The sequence below is a fragment of the Paenibacillus sp. FSL W7-1287 genome (genome assembly GCF_038004245.1).
Classification (GTDB): domain Bacteria; phylum Bacillota; class Bacilli; order Paenibacillales; family Paenibacillaceae; genus Pristimantibacillus; species Pristimantibacillus camelliae.
Window position 1 is genome coordinate 3,038,576 of the sequence record NZ_JBBORD010000001.1, and the last position, 21,064, is coordinate 3,059,639.

Below are 21,064 nucleotides of genomic sequence, written 5' to 3' on the forward strand. Positions count from 1 at the left end.
ACCTTAAATTATTGTACTGCTTTAGAACTAAATATTAAACTTCTCTAATCATACCATCATTACCCACCAAAATTCTACATATTTCGAAATTAAAATGTTTTATTTTATCGGAATATACCATAATCAGGAAGCATTCAACTCCAATATATTAGTTCTACGAACCTACGTAAAGAAGCAGGTAATAGGGACTTCATATCCCTATTACCTGCTTCTATTCACTACATTCAATATCTAAACTTTAAACTGAGACAATGTTTCTTTCAGTGCATTAGACACTTCGCTTAGCTCAGTAGATAGTATAACTAAATTATCACTAACACTCAGCTGTTCAGAGCTTAAGCTTGCAACCTCCTCGGAAGTAGCTGATGACTGCTGTGCAACTGCGCTAACATTGCTCATTGCTTCATTAAGGACGTGCTGAGAGGCTTCTAGCTTTTGTACAGAGCGAGTAACCTCCTCTAGCTTTGTTATCAGTCCACCCATTTGCCCTTGTACATTTTCGAAAATAACATTGGCTTCCTTTACAGAATGAATTTGCTCTTGGAACATTGGATAAGCTTTGGAAAGCACATCAACTGTCTCAACGATTTCACTTTGAATTCGATCTGTAATTTGAGCTACAACATCAATCGATTGTGTAGATTGGTCAGCGAGATTTCGAATTTCATTCGCAACGACCATAAAGCCTTTGCCTGCATTACCCGCTCTAGACGCCTCAATTGTCGCATTCAGTGATAAGATATTCGTCTGCTTCGTTACAGCATTAAGCACATCTAAAATTTGAACAATGGAACGGGTACTGTCCTTCAGCGAGTCTACCTTCGTGACCATCTCTCTTGTCATAACCTCTGTCATCCCAGTTTTCTCAATGAGCTCAGCCATATAAGCTGTTCCTTTACCACTCGCTTGTTCAACGTCATACGCAGATTGAACCATCTGCTCATTCGCATGTATGACTTGCTGCATTTGCTCATTAATCATATGTGTAATGTCATTGCCACGCTCAGCTTCCACTGCAAGGCTCGTACTGCCATTTGCAATTTCTTCTGTCGCGACAGCTATTTCCTTTGCTGAGATTGCTGTTTTAGTCGATGCATCGGTTAACGTCGATGCCGTCATTAGAACGGCGTCAGCAGAATTTTTAGTTTGCTCTGCCAAGTACGTAATTTGCTCCATCATTTGGTCAAAGCTGCTGCTAAGTTGCCCAATCTCATCCTTACGCTTTTTAATCGTCGAACGAACCGTTAGATCTCCTTTTGCACCCTCCTGCATTAAATTACGGAGGTTAATGAGCGGACGACCAATCGTTATAATAACAATTGCTGCTATCCCAACCGCAATTAATGCTGCAATAATCGCTAGATTAATCGTGAGGGTTCTGATCACCTCGGCATCCTTAACCAGCTCTTCTACCGGAATATTCCCGACTAGGTACCATCCCGTGTATTCCAGTACATTGTGCATTAACAGCACATCGCCGATACCCTCTAAAGTGGTGCTAACACTATTATGTTCAGATCCATCTAGCTTGAATACTGATTCTGTTGTTACTTTAGAAGCTTCAGCATGCACCATATATTGGTTATCTGCATTGACAATAGACAGCTCGCTACCTTCACCAAGTGAGATTCTATCAAGCTCATTTAATATACCTTTAGTTGAAATATCAAGCACTAGCACATAAACGGCTTGACTGCTTGTTGTATTTTTCAACAGGCGAGCTACACCAAAGCTAGCGCTCGAAGTATTGTTAGCGATAAGTCCACCTGGTCTTGCATCAATCCATACCGTTCGGCCATTTAGCTCTTTAACCTCTTCCAGCCATGGCTCATCCTTCAGTTGTTCAACTTTACTATGCTGAGCACTTCCTGCTGTAATGATATTGGCGCTTGAGTCTACTGGAATAAGAGCCATACCATTAATATTATCATTACCAAATATCATGCTTTGCAGCTTACTGGAAATATCCTTTGTCGCTTCAAATTTTTCATACTCTCCTAATTGCTTATCCGTAATCGTGCCTACAAGCTCATGAAAAGCAGGGTCGACCATGACCTGTAATGTAAGGTCGTCGTATTTCTTTAATGTATTGTTTAAATTCACAGCAAGCTGACTAATCGTCTGCTGTCCTGATTCAGATACTTTATTCTCTATAATACTTTTTGATTGGTTGTAAGCCATAATGCCCATCGTTAATACACAGGCCAATATACCACCGAAGATATAGAAGAACAGCTTTGTACCCACAGATTGAAACGGATTCATATTAATAGGAGCTTTCTTCTTCACTTTCTTTTGCTTTTTCGAAGCGTCATCCTTTTTTACTTTCACCTATAGCACCGCCCTTTGATTTGAGTTAAACGCTTTCATTTTTTGGTTTATGTACAGCAGTCCTGTCTAGCTCTATTATTTGTTAAGCGGCGAAAATTGTCAATGTCTGCAGTAAAAAAGACCCATGTAAAATTTAATTTCACATGGGTCCAGCGTAATTGTTATTTAATTTTTTTGCGCATAATATCCATTGGTTGAACTGGCTTCAATGTACGAATACGCAGCTTTTGCAATGGATGACGTGCGACATCCAGCTTGTTACCTTCTAAATCCGTTAGCTCGGAAACGGTTTGCTTAAAGAATCTTCCACCCGGCCCGACAAATTCGATTTCCTGGCCAACCGTAAAGTGACTACGTTGTTCGATTGTAGCAAACTGTGTCGATTCATCGTAGTCGTGAACAACTGCAGCGAAATCATAAGGTGCCGGTTTCTCTTCCGCTGTATAGATATGATCCTCTGTGCCAGGAACATCAAGGAAAAACCCTGTATTAAGCGGTCGATTAGCTGCCTTATTAATTTCATCAAGCCACTCCTGCTTCAGCTCGTAATGCTCGGGATCATCGAAATAAGCATCAATAGCTTGACGGTACGCATTTACGACCGATGCAACATAATGAATGCTCTTCATTCGACCCTCAATCTTAAAGCTGTCGATCCCCACCTCAATGAGATCAGGAATATGCTCAATCATGCACAAATCCTTCGAGCCCATTGTAAATGGGTCTTCGCCCTCTTCATTAACTGGCGCTCCCTCGAGAAACAGGTCATATTTCCAGCGACAGGATTGGCAGCAGCCACCACGATTGGAATCTCGATCCGTAAAGTGATTGGATAACACACAACGGCCAGAGAACGACGAGCACATTGCACCATGAATAAATGCTTCGATCTCAATATCAACATGATTTTTAATCTCTTGAATTTCTTCGAAGCTTGTCTCACGTGCCAGCACCACGCGTGGCAGGCCTTCTTCCTTCCAGAATTGGACTGTCTTCCAGTTAAGCACCGATTGCTGGGTGCTGAGATGAACCTCCATGTTAGGAGCAACACGCTGAGCTGTTTCAATAATGATGGGATCAGCCGCAATGATTGCTGCAATCCCTGCATCTTGTAGGTTTTTCAAATATTGCTCAATGCCTTCTAAATCCTCATTATGGGCATAAATATTCGTTGCTACGAAGACTTTAGCGCCGTATTTCTTAGCAAACTCAACGCCTTCCTTCATCTCTTCGAAGCTAAAGTTATCCGCATTTGAGCGCAATCCGTATTGCTGCCCACCGATATAAACGGCATCCGCACCATAATGCACAGCAAATTTTAGTTTTTCAAGATTGCCGGCAGGGGCAAGCAGCTCTGGGCGAGCTAAACGATTGCGTTTACCGTTAAAGCGAGGAACTCTTTTCGTTGTCGTACTCATGTCTAACCTCCTACTGCACATACAAATTAATATACTTGTTCCTTGAAGAAGAAGCCAAAGCTTAATTCACGTCCTGGGTCCTGCAGCTCTCGAATAGGCTCCAGCTGGGATTCATCAAATTCATAGTTATCTGGATCTGCCAAGTACGCATCAATTACCGCTCGATACGCCTTTACGGCCGTTACATTATATTCTACTGACTTGAGTATTCCTTCAACTTTGAAGCTATCAACTCTAGCATCTAGCAGCTCATGCATATTTTCCAACATACAAATATCGTCAGAGCTCATAATATGAGTGCCGTATTCATCCTCAAATATTGGAAACCGCTCGTCTGGACGGTCATTTTCCATTAAATAAAGTCCTGCTGCTTGCTGTAGCTGCGCATAGCGATCACGTTCCTGATGGTGCTCAGCATAGCTTTGTACCAATGAACGCTTCGAATGATAGATCGCTGTCATGCCATGCACCTGCACTTGAATTTCAATTGCACTTTTTTGTTTTGTATCTACAATTTGCTCCATATTCAGCTCACGCGCCATAACGAACCGTGTAGCTCCGCGTCTAGCCCAATATTCTGCAGTGGCATAGTTTGTTGACGTCATCTCAGCATTCCAATGCAGCTTCATGCCCGGCGCATGCTCCTTTACGGCCATGAGGACGGCTGGATCTCCATAGACAATTGCATCTACCCCGAACGATTGTATCGATTGGATATATTGTGGAAGCTCATCAACCGTTGCGTTATCGATCAAATTGTTCATCGATACATACAGCTTAGCTTTCTTACTGTGCGCCAGCTCAGTCGCTTGTTTAATCATATTGAGATCAAATTGACCAGCTAGCCTGCTAGCAAATTTTGCTTCACCGACAACAATCGCTGTTGCGCCTGCATCAATCAGCTTCTCCAGTTCATCCATGTGAGCAGCTGTTGCTAGTAATTCTGGATTATATGACATAAATACTCACCTCATCTAAGCAAGCGCCCCATTATTGGGTCGCTTGCTTACTTTTTTCTATATTCCGTTCATGCTGACTAAAGGTTTCAGCAAATAAATGTGTTTGAGTACCATCCTTCTTCGTAACATAATAGAAATAATTATGTTCATCAGGGTACAACGCTGCCTTAATAGATTCCAAGCTTGGATTAGCAATTGGTCCTGGCGGCAGTCCATCGATTTGATATGTGTTATACGGACTGTCAAGCTCCGTGTCCTCATAGGACAATACATCCTTTTGTTTCCCTAGTGCGTATTGTATCGTTGCATCGATTTGCAGTCTCATTGGTTTAGCTAAGCGATTATAGATAACACCTGCTACAATTGGACGCTCCTCATCAACGACAACCTCACGCTCAATCAAGGAGGCAATCGTTAGCAGCTCATGCATCGTTAAGCCGAGCACATCTAGCTGATCTACCCAGTCCTCAGGCAGTGTCGCTAGCTTACGATCCTGCTCTCTCAGCAATCTTATAATCATTTCTTCTTCGGATATCCCCTTCACAAATTCATAGGTGTCAGGGAACAAATAACCTTCTAAGCGATACTTTACGTTTTCAAGCTTATTCGGCAGCAGTAATACCGTTTCGGCGCCTGACCATGAACGATCCTCGTTGGCCAGCGCTATAAACTTTTCGCGATCTCCAAGCCCTTCCGCAGAGAGCTTGTCAGCAATTTGTTCAACAGAATAGCCTTCTGGAATCGTAAACGTAACCGTTTCCTCGGCAATAACGTCACCAGCATTAAGCTTAGCAATTACTTCTGCCTTGTCCATACCTGGGTTCAGCTTATACTTGCCCGCTTGAAAATTAGCTCCTTCGTCCTTTAAGACAAGATAATATCCAAATATAAAGCTATTCTTTATAATACCGTTCTCTTCAAGCAGCTTAGATACAGAATTCGCAGACATCCCTTTCGTAATCGTTACTTCAATAGGAGCACCTGCTTTTGTAGGACTCAGCTGATTCCATACATAATACAAGCCGCTAACAGCAACGATGACCATTAGAAATAGCAAGGAGAAGCAAACCCAGAACGAAACTAACCAAATTCTTGGTTTTTTTCGCTTTGCTTTTTTTGCTTTTACTGGCTTAGATTCTAACATTTCATCATCTATATGATTCAAAAGCTTTGCACCTCTCTTATTAGCTATCGTGCTTTAACATCATCAAAAAGAGCGGTGTTATGCCGCTCTTTTTGATGAACGCTTTTCAATTAAGGTCTTTCCTCGTCGGTGAACATTAAATCGTCGTATGCCTCAGACACTGCTTCCCATTCATCCTCATCAGCGATGCTTTCAAGCTGTATATCGTCACCTTCAACGATCACTCTCATAAATTCAACCTCGTCCTCAGCAACCATTGCAGCTGATTGCAGAGCAACATAGGCAATATCGCCCCAGGTGAATTCCAGCTTGATTGTAAATGCTTCAGTAGCACCTTCGTCATTAAAGAGCTCTACCTCGCGTCCATAATGCTCATTTAAGCTTGATGAGAGCTTAGGAGATGATGTTGGATATTGAAAAGACATCCTCTACTCCTCCAGCTCACTTAGCAATGTGTTGAACGTTTCTTCAACGATGGCCCATTCATCTTCATCATCAATTGTGAATAGCTGAAGATCATCTCCGTCTTCTGTATAACGGAATGCATATACTTCGTCCTCTTCTTCATTCTCAGAAATTAAAGGAACGACCATCATATATTTAGCGTCAGAATCATCTACCTCAAACTTCATAATGACTTCGAATTCTTCTTCATTGCCATCCTCATCTGGGATGTAGATAATTTCTGGTTCCTCATAGTTATGTTCATTGTTTGCCATGTTAACACTCACCTTTTCATTTAGAATCAAGATAGTTTTGCAAAATTAGCGTTGCCGCCATTTTGTCAACGACTTGCTTGCGTTTTTTCAGACCAATTTCGGCTTCCGCCAATGTTCGCTCTGCTGCAACTGTGGTTAATCTCTCATCCCAAAGGTGAACCGGCATGCCAAGCTTTTGCCTTACTTGCTCGGCAAAATCCTGGCATATCTCACCGCGAGGACCGATCGTACCGTTCATGTTCTTGGGCAGCCCAACCACGACCTCAGAAACATCATGCTCCTGTGCAAGTTCAGCGATCCTGTCGAGTTCACCACCGTCGCGTCTTTTCTCCACGACGGTTAGCCCCTGTGCCGTCCATCGTAGCTCATCACTAATGGCTACGCCAATGCGACGGTCACCATAATCCAACCCCATGACTCTCATCGTATACGGCCCCTTAAGCTATTGTTTCTTGTGCAAGAGATAGAAACGAACAAGCTCTTCAATTAGCTCATCGCGTTCCTTCTTGCCGATCATGCTTCTCGCATTATTGTGTCGTGGGATATATGCGGGGTCTCCTGACAACAGATAGCCGACGATCTGGTTAATCGGATTATAGTCTTTCTCAAGTAAGGCATCGTATACCTTAAGCAGAACATCTTCTGAAGATTGCTCTCCTTCACTCTTCACACTAAACTTCATCGTCTGATCCATTGAACTCATCAGCAACACCCCCTCTAACATAACCACGGTAAATGGCATATCTCTACTATATCACATTTGCTTGCTGCACAACTACTTGTTGTGTAAGTTTCAATGCATCTTCAAGTTTTTCGATATCCTTACCGCCTGCTTGTGCCATGTCTGGACGACCGCCACCATTACCACCACAATGCTGAGCTGCTTCTTTAATAATTTTGCCAGCATGGAAACCTTTCTTAACGAGATCAGCTGAAACAGCTGCTGCCAAATTCACTTTGTCATCTGCTGCTGCACCTAGTACGATTACGCTTGAAGGCAGCTTTGTTTTCAGCTCATCTACAATATTACGCAGAGCTTCCATATTGGATGCATTTACTTTTGCACATAATACAGAAATTTCTCCTACTTTTACAACGCCGTCTAGTAACGAGCCCGCTTCAATGTGACTTAGCTTGCTCTGCAGCGATTCATTTTCACGCTGTAGGTCCTTCACCTGACCATGAAGTCCATCGATGCGCTTAGGTACATCAGCTACATTGCTTTTTAGCTGCGCAGCCGCTTGCTTAAGCAAATCAAGCTGAGCTTCATAATATAGATACGCCTGCTTGCCCGTTACTGCTTCGATACGGCGCACACCTGATCCGATGCCGCTCTCGCCAAGCAGCTTAAAGATACCAATCTCAGATGTATTATTCACATGGCAGCCGCCGCATAGCTCGATCGAATATTTGCCAACCTGTACGACACGAACAACATCGCCGTACTTCTCACCGAATAACGCCATAGCGCCAAGAGCTTTAGCCTCATCAATCGGCATTTGCTCGATAACAACCGGTGTACCAAGCCAGATTTGCTCATTCACTTTACGTTCAATCTGCGCAAGCTCCTCTACCGTAATGGAACCAAAATGTGAGAAGTCAAAACGCAGACGCTCTCCTTCTACTAGAGAACCTGCTTGGTTGACATGATCGCCAAGCACTTCCTTCAAAGCCTTATGTAGAAGATGGGTTGCCGTATGATTTTTTACGATATCCTCACGAATAGCTTTATCTACCTTCGCAGTGACAGCTGCATTCACTTTAGCTACACCTTCAACAACAGTTGCTTGATGCAGATTTTGTCCATGCGGGGCCTTCGTTACTGTCTCTACCTCGATTACAAAACCATCGCCAGTAATTGTACCGCGGTCACCGATCTGGCCACCACTTTCTGCATAGAATGGTGTTGTGTCAAGGATAAGATGAACAGAATTACCCGCTGGCACTTCATCAACAAGCTGGTCATCAAACATAAGCGCAGTAATGACAGCTTTGCTCTCTAGCTCAGTATAGCCAACAAATTGACTGTTAACCGTTAGATCAGCAAGAGGTCCACCTTGAATCTTCATCGAGCCTGTATCTTGTCGAGCAGCACGAGCGCGTGCGCGCTGAGCTTCCATCGCAGCATTAAAGCCGTCTAGATCAACCGTCATGCCATGCTCCATCGCAAAGTCCTCTGTCAGATCGAACGGGAAGCCATACGTATCATACAGCTTAAAAGCATCCTCGCCGCCGATAACCGTTACGTTGCTTGCTTTTGCCTCATTAACAAGGTTAGAGAGCAACCCTAAGCCGTCAGATAAAGTTTCGTGGAAGCGTTCCTCTTCCGTACGAATCACTTTTTCTATAAATTCACGTTTCTCGACTACTGCTGGATAGTATTCACCCATAATTTGACCAACCACTTCGGTTAGACCGAATAGGAATGGCTTGTCTATCCCTAGTTTTTTTCCGTAGCGAACTGCGCGGCGCAGCAAGCGGCGAATGATGTAGCCTCGGCCTTCATTAGATGGCATAACTCCGTCACCAACAGCAAAAGCGACGGTACGAATATGATCCGCGATAACCTTTAATGCTACGTCTTGATCCTCGTTTTGCTTATAGGTTACACCTGCAAGCTCGCTTGTACGACGGATAATCGGCATAAATAAGTCGGTATCAAAGTTTGAATCAACATCCTGCAGAATCGATGCAAAACGCTCCAGCCCCGCTCCTGTATCAATGTTTTTATTCGGAAGCGGTGTGTAGCTACCATCTTTATTATGGTTAAATTGTGAGAATACGAGGTTCCAAACCTCTAGGAAGCGCTCATTCTCACCACCTGGCCAGCATTCCGGATCATTTAAGTCACCGTAACGATCACCGCGATCATAGAAAATTTCCGTACAAGGACCACACGGGCCTTCGCCAATGTCCCAGAAATTTTCCTCCAGCTTGTAAATTCGCTCAGCTGGCAAGCCAATTTTTTCATTCCAAAACTTAAATGCTTCTTCGTCCTCTGGATAAACGGTAACAGATAGACGCTCTGGATCAAAGCCAATCCATTTTTTATCGGTAAGGAACTCCCATGCCCACGTGATCGCTTCTTCCTTGAAGTAATCTCCAATAGAGAAGTTACCTAACATTTCGAAAAACGTATGGTGACGACGAGTTTTACCTACATTCTCAATATCATTGGTACGAATGCATTTTTGAGAGTTTGTAATCCGTGGATTCTCAGGCTTAACGCGGCCATCGAAATACGGCTTAAGCGGTGCCATACCCGCATTAATCCAAAGTAAGGATGGGTCGTTGTGCGGCACGAGTGATGCACTTGGCTCAATCGCATGTCCCTTGCTTTCAAAAAATGCTAACCATTTAGAGCGTATTTCACTTGCTTTCATTGCAAATTCCTCCTGATCCATAGCAATATTTGCTCATAATAATAAAAAAAGTCCCTGTTCAAGACAGGGACGAATCATCGTTCGCGGTACCACCCTGGTTATTGCTCAAAACATAAAGCAATCGCCTCATGGACGATAACGGGTCCAACCGATGAGCTTGACTCACACTCAGAAACAGCTTTCCATCATTCTTCATTAGTAGCGCTCTCTCAACCATTCCCTATAGGAATGAAGCACCTTCTCTGGCTAATGGGCTATGATGTACTTATTTTCATCAACGATTTTCATATACATCTTTTCAAATTATAGCTACAGCGAAAGATGCTGTCAAATGCTGCCGTTAAATTATTTTTCGACGTACATAATAGGCGAACATATGCTGAATAATGACCTTGCCGGAAGCGAAGATTGGCACGGCAAGAATCATTCCCCCTACACCGGCCACTTGGCCCCCAACTAGCACAGCTAATATTATCACCAGCGGGTGAAGGTGCAGCGTTCGACCAACAACCTGAGGGGATATAATATTGCTCTCTAGAATTTGACAGACCGTATTGACGATCACGACAAGCAGCATCATTTTTAATGAAATGGTAGATGCCATAAGCAGGGCAGGTGCTGCTCCGATGAACGGACCAAGATACGGAATGACATTCGTAATCGCCACTATGCTTGCCAGCAGCAATGCATAGGGCATCCCAACAAGGAGATAGCCGATATATGCGAAGGTTCCAATTATTAAGCAAACAAGCAGCTGTCCTCGAATATAGCTGCCAAGTGCAGTATCGACATCCTTTAACAATCGAATCGTATTTTTTCGATGTGATTTTGGTACGTATTTAATAATCGCTCGTTCGAACACTTCAAAGTCCTTCAATATATAAAACGCAAGAAACGGTACAACAAACGCGACAAACAAAGCATTGACCATTCCACCAATATTGTCCACGAAGGTAAGCAACGTCTCTGATATTTTCCGTTCAAATTGTACGAGTGTTTTATTCAGTCCCTCACGGAAGCTTTCAGGCAGTGAGCTGTTGTTAATATCGACAACTAAGTTTTGTGCTCGCATGGATAGCTCAGGAAGATGCTTGTTCAGCTCCTGCATCTGATCGATAAACATCGGTATAATATTTACTAAAATAACCGTTAAGATCGTGCAAAAAACAGCATAAATGAGTAGAACAGCCATCGTCCTTGGAACCTTTCGATCGTGCAGCATACTGACAACAGGATTCAATATATAAGAAATAATCATCGCTACAATAAATGGACCTAAGACCGCCTTTAGAAACGAAAAGATGGACAAAATGATCGGTTTAAGCAATAGGAGAAAGTAGATAACAAACAATAATAAAATCGTATAGATTAAGACAACAAAAAGTCTATTCTTTGTAAACCTCTCCACATATTCACCACCTTCATTCTAGCTATTCTTTGCCATTATATGTACAAGTATTCCTATTCAGCACAAAAAACGGCAACCCTCACGCGGATTGCCGTTTTCTATATCGATAAATTTTAACTGTTTAATTGTATGTCTACAGCTGCTGGCTGCTCCTCGAAAAATAAATCGTCGAGTGAGCTAAGCGTTCCATCCTCTTCCACCTGATAGACTGACATTTTATCGCCGTTAACTGTCAGTTCTATAAAGCAGCTCCAGCAATAAAATTGATGGGAACCAATTTTCCCGATATCTTTGGAATTACAGTTCGGACATCTCATACACATTCTCCTTACCCTCTAAAATTGGAAGCTGCGACTGGCTCCAATTCCGATTCACTAACAGCAGGAACGATGATTGCATTTTGTCCAAGTAATATATCATTCATATTTCTTGGAGCCTTTAGCCATTTACGACCTTCTATTAGATCTGAAACAAAACCATCGGTAAGCTCATAACCTACTATCTGTGTATCCTGTAATGGTTGAAAATATACATCTGACACACGCCCAAGCTGCGAACCTGTCACCGTAATGATAGGCATGTCCTTCAAATGAATGACGCCCGTACAAAAGCCACGTTGAAGCAGCTGTCTTTTTCCTGTAATGATTTGTGTCTCATCTTTAATAAAGACAGCATCCTCACCACAAGAACATACGCTGTTCCACGGTACAGTTCGCACCTTCATAGCAAACCATTTTGCATATTCAAGTACCAGCCCCTGCATGCGCCAATGCTCATCAAACCATGCGTCCTGAACGATTCCAATTTGCTTCCCATTATTCATCGCAATGACGGGTAAACCAATTAGCTGCTGTAATGAAATCAATATGTGCTACCTCCAACCTAAACTTGCTGCAGAAGTAAGAAATTTCTTGTTCGCACACCTCTATAAGTTGTCCACTTTAAGGCAAGTTTAAACGTAGCATATCCAATTATTGAAATGTTACTAATGTAGCACGCTTTAATCCATTCATCTTTTCAATGTAGCCGCAACCTCAATTATGTAGATAAACGTCTTACGATGCCTGCAACGATCGGCGCAGCTTCCTGCAGCTGCTCAATCGTATTCCCCATCCCAAAACTAAAGCGTATCGCACTATTCAGTCGTTCATCACTTAAGCCCATCGCTTTCAGCACATGAGATCGTTCCAATGAACCAGACGTACAAGCAGAGCCGCTTGCAGCAGCAATTCCTGCCATATCTAAATTCATAAGCATGCTCTCCGTGTCTACGCCAATAAAGCTTATGTTAACAATGTTTTGCAGCGTATTTGTCGCATGTCCATTTATTATGAACGGGTGCTGGTCCAACTCCTGTTGTAACAGCTCTACCCATTTATTACGCAATTGAGCGACAAAAGGTTGCCAATTATTACGCTCGTTCACACAAATGTCAAGAGCTTTTGCAAAACCGACAATCGCTGCAACATTTTCAGTGCCTGCTCGACGTTTTCTTTCTTGGGAGCCGCCTTGAACAATGGCACTAATTGGTGTGCCTGTTGCAATGTATAATGCACCAATACCTTGAGGACCATTAATTTTATGGGAGGAGAAGCTCACGAGATCCACTGGCAGCTCATTGAGGTTCAGCGGAAGATGCCCGAGGGATTGTACAGCGTCAACGTGAAGCAGCGCGCCTGCCTCATGTGCAAGCTTACCAATCTGCTCAATCGGTTGAATCGTTCCAACCTCATTATTCGCGTGCATAATACTAATTACCCCAATGCTTTCATCTAATACATCAGCTAGCTGATCAAGCTTAACCATTCCCGTGTTATCAACTGGAACAATATGAAGCTCAAAGCCTTCGTGCTCTGCCAGCCACTGCATCGTATGCAATACAGCATGATGCTCAATAGATGAAGTAATTAGTCCTTTTCTACCCTTCGCCGCCTGTGCACGTGCAGCGCCTATTATGGCTAGGTTATCACTTTCTGTTCCGCCCGATGTAAAGGTAAGCTCACTAGGCTTGCACCCTAAATGACGTGCAAGCGTGTCGCGTGATCTGTTCAAATGTGCTTTTGCAGCACGGCCGTAATGATGCATGCTTGATGCATTTGCAGGCCCTTGCTGCATAACCGCGATCATCTCATGTGCAACTTCCGGATGAATCGGTGTAGTTGCTGCATGATCAAAATAAAAAGACTTCATAGCATTCGTTCACTCCACTGCTCGTTTAGATATAAAACATGTAGCTTCCTTCGCCGCTATTATTATCATCCTGCTCATAATTAATCATGTCACTAAGCGTTGTAGAATCTAACACATTCGCGATATTGTCACGAATGCGCAGCCACAAATTCCGCTTAGCCGGATCATCCTCCTCCGTAAAGTCAACCGGAGAGATCGGTCCTTCCAGTGTACGAATGACATCGCCAGTAGTAATGTCACCAGGCGACTTCGACAGCACATAACCGCCATAGGCACCGCGGATACTTTTGACGTACCCTGCATTTCTTAATGGTGCAATAAGCTGCTCCAAATAATGCTCAGACAAATTATTTTTCTCCGCAATGCTTTTCAGGGAGAGGGGGCCGTCTCCATATTTGGCAGCAAGCTCCATCATAATCGTCAGTCCATATCTTCCCTTAGTCGAAATCTTCATTTATTTGTACTCCTTTTGCATATCATTGTAATCCCATTAAACTTATAGGTTATTCTTATATGGTATCATATCTATTCTCAAGAGTCTTGCTTTTCAAACATGCCAAATGAAAAACTTTACGTTCTGTGTTACAATATGTTTTGCTTGAATGAACAAGGTGGTGACTTATATGTCTAATTCAAATAAACGGGTTGTTATAGGGATGTCCGGTGGGGTTGATTCCTCTGTTGCAGCTCTTCTACTAAAAGAGCAGGGCTATGAGGTCATCGGTATCTTCATGAAAAATTGGGATGATACTGATGAATTCGGTCATTGTACAGCGGAGGAAGATGCAGAGGATGTTCGCCGCGTATGTGAGCAGATCGGCATACCTTATTATACCGTCAATTTTGAAAAACAATATTATGATAAAGTGTTTACTTATTTTCTTGATGAATATAAGCGTGGACGTACGCCAAATCCAGATGTCATGTGCAACCGTGAGATCAAATTTGGTGATTTTCTAAAAAAAGCAGAAGAGCTGAATGCCGATTATTTGGCTACTGGTCATTATGCGAGAGTAGAACGTTCAGCCGATGGCACAACGAAGCTGCTTCGGGGCGTTGACAGCAACAAGGATCAAACGTATTTTCTTAATGCGCTGAACCAACAGCAGCTCGCAAAAGCAATGTTTCCAATTGGACATCTGCCGAAGCCTGAGGTAAGAAAAATTGCCGAGGCAGCCGGTTTATATACAGCGAAGAAAAAAGATAGCACTGGTATTTGCTTTATTGGGGAACGTGACTTTAAACAGTTCTTAAGTCATTACTTGCCTGCACAGCCAGGGAATATGGTGGATATCGTAAGTGGGGAAGTAAAAGGACGCCATGACGGCTTAATGTACTATACGCTTGGACAGCGCCAAGGTCTAGGTATTGGTGGCAGTGGTAACGGCGAACCGTGGTTTGTAGTTGATAAGGATTTGGAGAATAACATTCTCTATGTTGTCCAGGGTGATCATCCTAGTTTATATTCCGAAAGCTTGCTTGCTACGGACATGAACTGGATTACCAACGATGACACAGCAGATACTGTTCAATGCACGGCAAAATTCCGTTATCGTCAGCCTGATCAAGAAGTGACTGTTAAAAAGCTACCAAATAACGAAGCGCTTATTACGTTTGCAAAGCATCAAAAAGCGATAACACCAGGACAAGCTGTCGTATTATACGACGGCGATGTTTGTCTTGGAGGCGGCACGATACACAAGGTTAACAAAATTGCTAGTCAAGCATAACAAGTGTAGCTGCTTTCGTAACTTTTAGTTTTTCAAACGGCTAAATACGATGGTTGTTCAAGGATTACTCATTAATCCTTGAACAACATCGAATAAAACTTAAAGCTGGGGACTGCTCATACGAAGTTCCTTATTACAACGTTTTACCCCGACAGTCGTTATTCGAAGTTGCTCCATCCCAGTAATTGTAAATATGAACTGATGCTCTCCCTGTTCATAGACCACGCTTTGACCTATATGCGGAGGGAATAGTATATTTGCGTACATATAACCACCGATCGAGTCCATATCATCTGCTTCCAAGTGAATGTTGAAGAAGCTGTTCACTTCCTCGATGAGCAGCATTGCACTTAACCTATATTCATCCGTTTTTAGCTTTGTAATCTGAAGCTCCTCTTCATCAAATTCATCCTGAATATCACCAACAATCTCTTCAATAATATCTTCCATCGTTACCATTCCAGAAGTACCGCCGAATTCATCAATCAGCAGTGCAATCTGTGTTTTTTGAGCTTGCATCATCGTGAGCAGTTGGGATATTTCTATGCTCTCAGGCACCGTAATAATGGGACGAATCCATCGTTTCCATTGCGCTCTAGAGTTGGCCTCATCATATATCGCTAGTAAATCCTTAATATGCATAAAGCCGATAACATCATCCTTATCCTCGTTCACTACTGGATATCGCGTACGCATATGTTGGATGGCAGTATTAATATTTTGCTCAAAACTCAGATGCTGCTCCAAACAAATCATATCAATTCTTGGTGTCATCACCTCTCTAGCAAGCTTTTCTTGAAACTCCTCCAATTCCTTCGAAATCATTAAATGCTCTTGCTCCGTTTTAATAGATTTTCGTACCGTGCTGCTGTCCAACTGTAGCAATCGCAACAGCCACTCCTGCCACCTATAACGATAACGAACCTCAAGCCATAGAGAAATAACGATAATAACGATCAATGCAGTAAGTATTGCGCCTTCACTATAGTGCAGTTCATTCGAAACAAGCAGCTTGTGGACTTCATGTGACAGCCTAAAAACGCACATCCCAAGTACACATAAGCATAGTGCAGGGAATATCAGGATGATCTGTTCATGCTTTTTTAGCCACTGCAGCATTCGATGTCCATTAGTGACCGCTTGTATATTAGGTATGATGCAAAAGTAAGCGCTGTACATTGTAAGCAGTATGACTATACTTAGCATGAACCATCCAATCGATGCGGGATCCTCCAATCCGATTATGTCATCCAGAGACTGGATGACATGCACCTCCCTTCATTTTTTCATGGCTTAAAGAATCGCCATGATTACGACATATATATTCGTGACAGCTAGCACCATATTCCATCCTTTTTTAGGTTACTTTCTTTAAGTTTGTTCATAAGATGTTCGAACTCTATGCTGCCGAACTGATTTACCAAGTGCTAACATTTGATATAATGCATTTGAGAATGATGATTTGAGGGGGATTTACTGTTGAAAAAAATATTAATGTTATGTGTTATTCTTTTTGTTTTAATGCCTGTCCAAGCATTCGCTCATTCGAAATTAACCGAATCGATTCCAGCAGAGCAAGAGACGCTTAGCGAATCGCCTGCACAAATTTCATTGAAGTATAATACGAGCATCTCTTCCGTAAGTACATTTACACTTGTTAATGAAAGCGGCGAAGAGCAGCAGGTTGATAATATTTCAGTAAACGATAATGAATTGAGTGGCGAGGTGCAAGGTACACTTGCCAATGGCAACTACTCCATTGAGTGGAACATAATCGGCGCTGATGGCCATGCAATTAAAGGCACAACAGCCTTTACAGTGCAAGCTGCTGAGCCTGAACCAACCGAAACTGCAAGCAATACGGAGCAGGATACCGATGCGACAGAGCCAACTGAGGAGCCTATTGATGAGCAAACTGCAGAAGAACCAACTGCTGAACCATCACCTGAAGCTACCCCGGAAACAAGCACTGACACAAGCGCAACTGATGTGACTGAAGAAGCTGCACCTGCATCAGAGAAGAGCGCGGCCGTATGGCCATATGTCGTAATTGGTTTGATTATCATCGCAGTCGTTGCCTTTGCAATGCGTAAGCGCAAGTAGTATGCAGTATATATCAGAATTTTTACTATATATCTGCTTTTCCATCGTTATGGGAAATGCAGTTATGCAGGTTGTGCCGCAGCGTTATAAGCCTTCAATTGTTGTGCCAAAGGCGCTGCTCCTCTCTGCTATACTCGCCATTCCAATTCTATCGTATGTCCCGCTTCATCTGACCGCCTTAGAATTTAAACAGTCCTTCCAGCTTAGTTATGCTGCTATGATGAAAAGCATTCTGCTGGATCTGCAAATCGGCGAGGCATGGCTATGGACTGCAGTCGGAGCTGCTGGTCTCGCGATGATTGTGGGCATCCCTGTGTTTGCCAAGGATAGGCATATGCCTAAGATCGCACTTATGCTCACCTTGCTGCTTACCTTTTGGCTTGGCTACGGCAGCCACGTTGCCTCACTTGACGCTTTCAAAGGTCTCATCGTACATACGGGACACTTTGTAGCCGTAGCCGTCTGGCTTGGCATCTTGTTCGTCGTAAGCTGGTTTGCCACTGATGATAACCATTGGGCTTCCTTTCTGAAATGGTTCTCTCCGCTAGCGATAACTTGTGTTGTCGTAGCGCTCATTGCCGGCATTACATTAATGTCCTACACAACACCTCAGGCTACCAATGCACTTATGTTAAATTACGGCCAGCTAATGCTCATTAAGCATGCGAGCATTTTGCCGCTGCTATGGCTTGCGTATAGTAATGGCTTTGTATATCCGCGACTCGCTCGAGAAGGAAAACTACCATCACAGCTAAAGCTGCTTCGTATAGAGAGCATCATCGCTTTATTCGTGCTTGGCAGTACTGCCATCATGGGACAAACAGCACCGCCTCACAACGTGCTGGAAACGCTGCGGACAGAAACTCCCTCTTGGCTATTTACTACGATCTACCAAGGGTCCTTCAGTCCTGACTTACAGCTGATATGGCAATGGAATCTAAGTAGTGTGCTGCTGATTGCAGCTGCCCTGTTAGTGCTATATGCTATTCGAGCTGCTTTTCTACAGCGCAGCATTATATGGATTATATTGCTCAGCATCTTGCTGGTTACATTTGTTTATCTTGCTGTTATGTTCGGTATAAAGCCGATTGAATCTAGCCTATTATGAATAAAAAAGTGAATGATAACGTAAAAAAGCAGCAGCACAGTGACAATCTGTGCTGCTGCTTTTGATATTAAATCGAAATTAGATCCTTAACTGAGAAATCCACTTTCAGCTTATGATCTGAACGAGGATGAACGTACTTGATATAAGCCATCTTATACTCAATATCGAAGTACCAACCTTTGTCACTACATTTCCACTTTTCTTCATTTAAAAACCTTGGTATGACCACATCATCTAGCTCAATCGCAATAGGACTGTTATCAGAGCATAGAACTTGAATTTCCAACTCCTCAATCGGGCTATGGTACAATCCTTTTTCAGTAAACGTGATGATCGTATTTTCCTTTGCGTCGACGTCTATGGTTAAATTATAATAATTTTCATTTTTATAGCTACTCGAAACGCCATCGTCATCGTAATAAGTAAATGATCCATCTTGTGAACCTTCGATAAGTACAACCAGTTTTTTGATCGTATCCAGATGTATATTGCGCAATTGAGTTGCAAGCGGAATGATCCCACCGCTGCGAATAAACATGGGGATGCTAGATAGAGTAACTTCTAATTCAATATACTGTCCTCCCTCATATCGCTTCTTCGTACTCCAATCAACCCAATTTGCTCCTCTAGGTAAATATATGCTATGCTTTCGTACTTCAGGCTCTACAACATTTGCCACGAGGAGAGAAGCGCCGATCATAAATTGAAAGCTTTCCTCCCAAACTTGCGGGTCATCTTGAAACTCATAGACAAGAGGCCGCATTATTGGTGCTCCACTTACAGAAGCCTCATATAGCAATGAATAGTAATATGGAATCAGCTGATAACGAAGCTGGATTGCATCACGGATATACTGTGTATAGCTCGGATACATCCAAGGCTCGGTAACTGTGTTATCTGTGTTGGAGGAATGAATGGAGAAGCGTGGCTGGAAAATCCCGTTCTGCACCCATCGTACAAACAGCTCTGGTTCAGGAGCCGGTCCAAAAAAACCACCAATATCACAGCCTTGGTTCGCAACACCTGAGAGACCTAGTCCTAATATTAAAGGGATATTGAATTTTAAGCTATGCCAGCTCGTATAATTATCTCCTGCCCATGTTTGAGCATATCGCTGAATACCTGCATAACCTGCACGATTAATGACATACGGTCTTACGGATGCGTTATTCTCCTCAATCGCTTCTACTGCAGTTAATGCCATAAGATTAGGCATGACCGATGATAATGCGGAAATCGGCTTTCCTTCTCCTTCATAATCACATTGAGCAGATGTTTGCTGAATTTCATACTCATTATTATCGTTCCATATCGATGTGAATCCAAAGTTCAGCAATTGCTGCTTCATATGCGACTTCCATCGTTCTCGTGCAGCAGGTTTAGAAAAATCAACAAATGAGGCGGCTCCTCCCCAATAACGGTCAATGACTGGAGCTTGAGCATGCTCATCCTTAATAAATAGGCCGAGCTCAGAAAATTCCTCATACAGTGGATGTGTAGTAAGCATGCCTGGCTTAATATTGGGAGAAAGCGTAATGCCTTTACTTGACGACTGTTCAACAAACTGTGCAGGATCAGGAAAACGGTCTTTGTTCCAATTGAAAACATAGCGTTTACCGTCCTTCCCCGTTGTATAACCTGATGACATAAAAAAGCCGTCACACGGAATTCCTTGCTCTTCACATTGCTCTAAGAAACCAAGTATTGCTCGATCTGAATGAGCCTCTAGCTCCGTGTAAAACATTGTCGAGCCTAAGTATCCAAGTGAAAATTTCGGAGTCAGTATACTTTTCCCTGTTAAGTCCGTATATCGCTGAACAACTTGCTTTATCATAGGTCCATGAATGAAAAAGTAATCTAGCTCTCCTCCATCTGCGCTGTAATACGTATATTTCGGCCAATATCCGCTTCTTTCCATACCTACGTCGAAGGTTGATTGATGTGTATTATGATAAAACATTCCGCTGGCACTTTGGTTCTTTCCATTAAATTTAATATAAAATGGAATATGCTTATACAACGGGTCTGTGCTTTCTGAGTTGTAGCCTAGTGTATCGACATTCTGCATACGGAGCCTGCGATTTCTTTTATTAAGTAAACCGCTCTTTTCACCAAAACCGTAATAATAATCTTCATCACTAGAAACTGAGTAATGATAAATTCGATTCAAGTCATCCTGTACATAACTTCGACTCCCAACATCCTGGTGAAGAACCACTCCTTCGTGATCCTCAAATATAATAGCAAAAGGCTCCTTAACGATTTTAAGTACGAGATTTTTCGTAGTGCACCTATAATCATGCTCATGCTCTTCGATCTTTAATGAAAGCGCCGTAATTTTCTTTCGGTCTTTTATTACGTGGTCCATTGCATCGTCCCATGCTGTCATAACTAATGCATAGGAGGCTTCAGGTGCAAACTCACGATCAAAGCTGCAACGAATTCTAAACATGTCGTCATTCATCGCATAAATACGATACAACGCAGCATCTGTCGTGAGTTCTATGTAATCGATGCACTCTGTTATCGTTAGTAACTTTCTGCTAATCTTCAAAGTCGTTCCCCTCTTTC

19 protein-coding genes are annotated in these 21,064 nt (G+C 42.8%); 3 read left to right on the plus strand and 16 right to left on the minus strand.

The annotated features are described in order from the left end of the window. Positions 1 to 231 precede the first annotated feature (231 nt). From NSQ99_RS13820 to cymR, 14 genes are all read right to left on the minus strand, one after another. Positions 232 to 2,331, minus strand: a complete 2,100-nt coding sequence (locus NSQ99_RS13820; RefSeq protein WP_340837257.1) for a methyl-accepting chemotaxis protein — start codon at positions 2,329 to 2,331, stop codon at positions 232 to 234. A 161-nt stretch (positions 2,332 to 2,492) separates the two neighbouring features. Then, entirely contained in the window at positions 2,493 to 3,749 is a 1,257-nt protein-coding gene (locus NSQ99_RS13825; RefSeq protein ID WP_340837259.1) for a peptidase U32 family protein, read from the minus strand. A gap of 26 nt (positions 3,750 to 3,775) precedes the next feature. Beyond that, positions 3,776 to 4,708, minus strand: coding sequence for a peptidase U32 family protein (locus NSQ99_RS13830; RefSeq protein WP_340837261.1), 933 nt, complete (start codon positions 4,706 to 4,708; stop codon positions 3,776 to 3,778). Positions 4,709 to 4,739: 31 nt separating this feature from the next. Continuing rightward, positions 4,740 to 5,873, minus strand: coding sequence for an endolytic transglycosylase MltG (gene mltG, locus NSQ99_RS13835; protein WP_340837263.1), 1,134 nt, complete (start codon positions 5,871 to 5,873; stop codon positions 4,740 to 4,742). 89 nt (positions 5,874 to 5,962) lie between these two features. After that, on the minus strand, positions 5,963 to 6,277 hold the full coding sequence (locus NSQ99_RS13840) for a DUF1292 domain-containing protein (RefSeq protein ID WP_340837265.1): 315 nt from the start codon (positions 6,275 to 6,277) through the stop codon (positions 5,963 to 5,965). A 3-nt stretch (positions 6,278 to 6,280) separates the two neighbouring features. Beyond that, a complete protein-coding gene (locus tag NSQ99_RS13845; protein WP_251665836.1) occupies positions 6,281 to 6,571 on the minus strand; it encodes a DUF1292 domain-containing protein in 291 nt (96 codons plus the stop codon). Between the two features lie 16 nt (positions 6,572 to 6,587). Beyond that, the gene (gene ruvX, locus NSQ99_RS13850) at positions 6,588 to 6,995 is read right to left on the minus strand and encodes a Holliday junction resolvase RuvX (RefSeq protein ID WP_251665837.1); all 408 of its coding nucleotides are present in this window, start codon (positions 6,993 to 6,995) and stop codon (positions 6,588 to 6,590) included. An 18-nt stretch (positions 6,996 to 7,013) separates the two neighbouring features. Beyond that, on the minus strand, positions 7,014 to 7,274 hold the full coding sequence (locus NSQ99_RS13855; protein ID WP_251665838.1) for an IreB family regulatory phosphoprotein: 261 nt from the start codon (positions 7,272 to 7,274) through the stop codon (positions 7,014 to 7,016). Between the two features lie 46 nt (positions 7,275 to 7,320). Continuing rightward, entirely contained in the window at positions 7,321 to 9,954 is a 2,634-nt protein-coding gene (gene alaS, locus NSQ99_RS13860) for an alanine--tRNA ligase (protein ID WP_340837269.1), read from the minus strand. A gap of 340 nt (positions 9,955 to 10,294) precedes the next feature. Then, entirely contained in the window at positions 10,295 to 11,362 is a 1,068-nt protein-coding gene (locus NSQ99_RS13865; RefSeq protein WP_251665842.1) for an AI-2E family transporter, read from the minus strand. Between the two features lie 113 nt (positions 11,363 to 11,475). Continuing rightward, positions 11,476 to 11,679: a hypothetical protein gene (locus NSQ99_RS13870; RefSeq protein ID WP_251665843.1), complete on the minus strand. Its 204-nt coding sequence runs from the start codon at positions 11,677 to 11,679 to the stop codon at positions 11,476 to 11,478. Between the two features lie 11 nt (positions 11,680 to 11,690). Continuing rightward, positions 11,691 to 12,227: a PRC-barrel domain-containing protein gene (locus NSQ99_RS13875; RefSeq protein ID WP_251665845.1), complete on the minus strand. Its 537-nt coding sequence runs from the start codon at positions 12,225 to 12,227 to the stop codon at positions 11,691 to 11,693. Positions 12,228 to 12,400: 173 nt separating this feature from the next. Beyond that, complete coding sequence (locus NSQ99_RS13880) at positions 12,401 to 13,552, minus strand: cysteine desulfurase family protein (RefSeq protein ID WP_340837274.1); 1,152 nt, start codon at positions 13,550 to 13,552, stop codon at positions 12,401 to 12,403. 25 nt (positions 13,553 to 13,577) lie between these two features. After that, positions 13,578 to 14,006: a cysteine metabolism transcriptional regulator CymR gene (gene cymR, locus NSQ99_RS13885; protein ID WP_340837277.1), complete on the minus strand. Its 429-nt coding sequence runs from the start codon at positions 14,004 to 14,006 to the stop codon at positions 13,578 to 13,580. A gap of 169 nt (positions 14,007 to 14,175) precedes the next feature. Between cymR and mnmA the strand changes: the two genes are divergently transcribed. Beyond that, complete coding sequence (gene mnmA, locus NSQ99_RS13890) at positions 14,176 to 15,282, plus strand: tRNA 2-thiouridine(34) synthase MnmA (protein ID WP_251665850.1); 1,107 nt, start codon at positions 14,176 to 14,178, stop codon at positions 15,280 to 15,282. A gap of 99 nt (positions 15,283 to 15,381) precedes the next feature. Here the strand turns inward: mnmA and NSQ99_RS13895 are convergent, their stop codons facing one another. Next, the gene (locus NSQ99_RS13895; RefSeq protein ID WP_340837279.1) at positions 15,382 to 16,488 is read right to left on the minus strand and encodes a hemolysin family protein; all 1,107 of its coding nucleotides are present in this window, start codon (positions 16,486 to 16,488) and stop codon (positions 15,382 to 15,384) included. A gap of 273 nt (positions 16,489 to 16,761) precedes the next feature. On the opposite strand from NSQ99_RS13895, the gene NSQ99_RS13900 reads away from it, so the two are divergent. Together NSQ99_RS13900 and NSQ99_RS13905 are read left to right on the plus strand one after the other, a co-directional pair. Then, positions 16,762 to 17,385 carry a copper resistance CopC family protein gene (locus NSQ99_RS13900; protein ID WP_251665853.1) on the plus strand — a complete coding sequence of 208 codons (624 nt, stop codon included), beginning with the start codon at positions 16,762 to 16,764 and terminating at the stop codon, positions 17,383 to 17,385. A gap of 49 nt (positions 17,386 to 17,434) precedes the next feature. Further along, the gene (locus NSQ99_RS13905; RefSeq protein ID WP_340837281.1) at positions 17,435 to 18,493 is read left to right on the plus strand and encodes a copper resistance D family protein; all 1,059 of its coding nucleotides are present in this window, start codon (positions 17,435 to 17,437) and stop codon (positions 18,491 to 18,493) included. Positions 18,494 to 18,560: 67 nt separating this feature from the next. Here NSQ99_RS13905 and NSQ99_RS13910 read toward each other — a convergent pair whose 3' ends face one another. Then, the gene (locus tag NSQ99_RS13910) at positions 18,561 to 21,047 is read right to left on the minus strand and encodes a glycoside hydrolase family 31 protein (RefSeq protein ID WP_340837283.1); all 2,487 of its coding nucleotides are present in this window, start codon (positions 21,045 to 21,047) and stop codon (positions 18,561 to 18,563) included. Positions 21,048 to 21,064: the final 17 nt, after the last annotated feature.

Excerpts from the sequence above, each read along its gene's own strand:
- NSQ99_RS13825 (WP_340837259.1), bottom strand. The coding sequence starts at position 3,749 with ATGAGTACGACAACGAAAAGAGTTCCTCGCTTTAACGGTAAACGCAAT.
- NSQ99_RS13830 (WP_340837261.1), bottom strand. The coding sequence starts at position 4,708 with ATGTCATATAATCCAGAATTACTAGCAACAGCTGCTCACATGGATGAA.
- NSQ99_RS13840 (WP_340837265.1), bottom strand. The coding sequence starts at position 6,277 with ATGTCTTTTCAATATCCAACATCATCTCCTAAGCTCTCATCAAGCTTA.
- NSQ99_RS13845 (WP_251665836.1), bottom strand. The coding sequence starts at position 6,571 with ATGGCAAACAATGAACATAACTATGAGGAACCAGAAATTATCTACATC.
- ruvX (WP_251665837.1), bottom strand. The coding sequence starts at position 6,995 with ATGAGAGTCATGGGGTTGGATTATGGTGACCGTCGCATTGGCGTAGCC.
- NSQ99_RS13855 (WP_251665838.1), bottom strand. The coding sequence starts at position 7,274 with ATGAGTTCAATGGATCAGACGATGAAGTTTAGTGTGAAGAGTGAAGGA.
- alaS (WP_340837269.1), bottom strand. The coding sequence starts at position 9,954 with ATGAAAGCAAGTGAAATACGCTCTAAATGGTTAGCATTTTTTGAAAGC.
- NSQ99_RS13870 (WP_251665843.1), bottom strand. The coding sequence starts at position 11,679 with ATGAGATGTCCGAACTGTAATTCCAAAGATATCGGGAAAATTGGTTCC.
- NSQ99_RS13880 (WP_340837274.1), bottom strand. The coding sequence starts at position 13,552 with ATGAAGTCTTTTTATTTTGATCATGCAGCAACTACACCGATTCATCCG.
- cymR (WP_340837277.1), bottom strand. The coding sequence starts at position 14,006 with ATGAAGATTTCGACTAAGGGAAGATATGGACTGACGATTATGATGGAG.
- mnmA (WP_251665850.1), top strand. The coding sequence starts at position 14,176 with ATGTCTAATTCAAATAAACGGGTTGTTATAGGGATGTCCGGTGGGGTT.
- NSQ99_RS13895 (WP_340837279.1), bottom strand. The coding sequence starts at position 16,488 with ATGCTAAGTATAGTCATACTGCTTACAATGTACAGCGCTTACTTTTGC.
- NSQ99_RS13905 (WP_340837281.1), top strand. The coding sequence starts at position 17,435 with ATGGGAAATGCAGTTATGCAGGTTGTGCCGCAGCGTTATAAGCCTTCA.